The sequence below is a fragment of the Planomonospora algeriensis genome (assembly GCF_977012225.1).
Genome location: NZ_CDRNDK010000771.1, coordinates 1 through 1,895 on the forward strand (window position 1 = coordinate 1; position 1,895 = coordinate 1,895).

At 76.3% G+C, this 1,895-nt stretch carries 3 protein-coding genes; all 3 read left to right on the plus strand.

What is annotated here, in order from left to right; all coding sequences use genetic code 11:
• The first annotated feature begins 155 nt into the window (after positions 1–155).
• The 3 genes from ACWJ6R_RS35580 to ACWJ6R_RS35590 are packed head-to-tail and all read left to right on the plus strand — an operon-like array spanning position 156 to position 1,865.
• Positions 156–965 carry an MFS transporter gene (locus ACWJ6R_RS35580; protein ID WP_449066422.1) on the plus strand — a complete coding sequence of 270 codons (810 nt, stop codon included), beginning with the start codon at positions 156–158 and terminating at the stop codon, positions 963–965.
• 21 nt (positions 966–986) lie between these two features.
• A complete protein-coding gene (locus ACWJ6R_RS35585; RefSeq protein ID WP_449066424.1) occupies positions 987–1,394 on the plus strand; it encodes an MFS transporter in 408 nt (135 codons plus the stop codon).
• A gap of 30 nt (positions 1,395–1,424) precedes the next feature.
• On the plus strand, positions 1,425–1,865 hold the full coding sequence (locus ACWJ6R_RS35590; RefSeq protein WP_449066423.1) for a CBS domain-containing protein: 441 nt from the start codon (positions 1,425–1,427) through the stop codon (positions 1,863–1,865).
• Positions 1,866–1,895 lie beyond the last annotated feature (30 nt).

The following is a 1,895-nucleotide window of genomic DNA, read 5'->3' on the forward strand; positions in this document are numbered from 1 at the left end:
GCCCCCGGCACCGGCTGGGGGGGTGCCGGCGCCCCAGCCGGTGCCGGGGCCCGAGGTCCCGGGCGGAAAGGACCTTCGTCGGTACCGGCGGCAGGGGGCCGGCCGATGTCATGGAAGCCGCTGATACGGCGACCGATGCGACGAGGAGCGATGTGATGACCACGGCCAAGACCGGCGGGCAGGACCCGGCCGTCTCCACGGGGCGGGCGGCGGCGATGCTCGCCCTGGCGACCCTGGGGTTCGCGGTGAACTTCTGGGCCTGGGCGCTGCTGAGCCCGCTGGGGCCCCGGTTCAAGGACCTGCTGGGCCTGTCGGCCGCCCAGCAGGCGCTACTGGTCGCGGTCCCGGTGGTGGTGGGCTCGCTGGGCCGCATCCCCGTCGGCGCCCTGACCGACCGGTTCGGCGGCCGGGTGATGTTCCCCCTGGTGTCGGCCGCCACCATCGTCCCGGTCCTGTTCATCGGCGTGGCCGGGCAGGGCTCGCTGCCGGCGCTGCTGGCCGGGGGCTTCTTCCTGGGCATCGGCGGGACGGTGTTCGCGGTGGGAGTGCCCTTCGTCGGCGCCTGGTTCCCGCCGCACCGCCGGGGCCTGGCCCTGGGGGTCTTCGGGGCGGGCATGGGCGGTACCGCGATCAGCGCGCTGACCACCGTCACCCTGGTCAAGACCGGCGGTTCGGCCACCCCGTTCCTGCTCACCGCGGCGGTGCTGGCGGTCTACGCCGCCCTCGCCTGGATGTTCCTGCGCGACGCCCCGGGCGCACCGTGCCGTCCCAGCCGCTCACCGCTCGGCTGTCGGCCGCCGCGCGCCTGCCGATCACCTGGCAGGCGTGCGCGCTGTACGCGGTGGCGTTCGGCGGTTACGTCGCCTTCTCCGTCTACCTGCCGGCTTACCTGCAGACCGCCTACGGCCTGGAGCAGGCCGACGCCGCCAACCGGATGGCGGGGTTCGTGCTGCTGGCGGTCCTGATGCGCCCGGCGGGGGGGCTGGCTGTCGGACCGGGTCGGGCCGCTGCCCGTCCTGGCCGGCGTGTTCGCGGTGACCTGCGCCGCGGCGGCCGTCGTGGCCTTCACCCCGCCGCTGGTCCCGGTGGGCACCGCGGCGTTCCTGATCATGGCGGCGGCGCTGGGCGCCGGCAGCGGCGCCACCTTCGCGCTGGTCGCCCAGGTCGCCCCGGCCGACAAGGTGGGATCGGTCACCGGTCTGGTCGGCGCCGCCGGCGGGCTGGGCGGATTCGTCCCGCCGCTGGTGATGGGATTCCTGTACGGCCGGTTCGGCTCGTACGCGCTGGGGCTGGTGCTGCTGGCCGTGGTCTCGGCGGTGACGCTGGCGCTGACGGTGACCGTGGTCCGCGCGGCCGCCGTGCGGCGCGCGGCGCCGGCCGGCTCGGGATCCTGAGGGGACGGGAGAAGGGGAGGGGGCCCGGCGATGACGACGGTGGGAGAGGTCATGGGCGTGGTGGCCATCGCGGTCCGGCGGGGGGCGTCGTTCGCCGAGCTGGTGGAGACGATGCGGCGCTTCAAGGTCGGCGCGGTCACCGTCATCGACTCCGGCCGCCGGCCGGTGGGCACCGTCTCGCGTGAGGACATCCTGCGCAAGGACGTCGTCCGGCGGGACGGTCCGGCGGGTCCGGGGGCCGGCGTGACCGCGGGTGAGGTCATGGCCGGCCCGGCGGTCACGGTGGTCCCGGGCAGTCCCGTCTCGGACGCGGTCCGGCTGATGGGCGTCCACGGGGTGGCGCAGCTGCCGGTGGTCGATCCCGTGACCGGCGGGATCGTGGGGACCGTCCACCTGGACGACCTGCTGGGCGGGGTCTCGGCGCGGGGGCGCGCTTCCCGGCGCCTCACCCCGCCCCCGGGCGGGTGGTAGCAGGGCCGGGCGCCTGCGGCCGGCCGCAGG

Excerpts from the sequence above, each read along its gene's own strand:
- ACWJ6R_RS35590 (WP_449066423.1), top strand. The coding sequence starts at position 1,425 with ATGACGACGGTGGGAGAGGTCATGGGCGTGGTGGCCATCGCGGTCCGG.
- ACWJ6R_RS35580 (WP_449066422.1), top strand. The coding sequence starts at position 156 with ATGACCACGGCCAAGACCGGCGGGCAGGACCCGGCCGTCTCCACGGGG.